Source organism: Sphingobacterium sp. UBA7253, assembly GCF_002472745.1.
GTDB classification, from domain to species: Bacteria; Bacteroidota; Bacteroidia; order Sphingobacteriales; family Sphingobacteriaceae; genus Sphingobacterium; species Sphingobacterium siyangense.
Genome location: NZ_DKSP01000144.1, coordinates 1 through 418, shown reverse-complemented (window position 1 = coordinate 418; position 418 = coordinate 1). Strand labels below are relative to the sequence as shown.

The window sequence follows — 418 nt, the reverse complement described above, 5'->3', positions numbered from 1 at the left end:
ATTTCAATCGCTTTCAAAACTGTTTCGATAGCATCCTCAGTACCTTCAAAAGTTGGCGCAAAACCACCTTCATCACCTACTGCAGTTGAAAGACCTCTGTCATGTAAGATTTTTTTCAAGGTATGGAAAACCTCAGTACCCCAACGCAAAGCTTCAGAGAATGAAGGCGCACCCACAGGCATGATCATAAATTCCTGAAATGCGATAGGTGCATCAGAGTGTGAACCACCATTGATGATATTCATCATAGGGATAGGCAACGTGTTCGCATTTACACCACCGATATAACGGTATAATGGTTGACGCGACTCTTGTGCAGCAGCTTTCGCTACAGCTAAAGAAACTCCTAAAATAGCATTAGCGCCCAGGTTTCCTTTATTTTCGCTACCGTCTAAATCAATCATGATTTTATCGATGG

At 42.3% G+C, this 418-nt stretch carries 1 pseudogene; it reads right to left on the bottom strand.

Annotated features, from left to right (window positions below):
• Positions 1-418 (bottom strand): annotated as a pseudogene (eno, locus tag B2X72_RS14920) (phosphopyruvate hydratase); the annotation flags it as partial.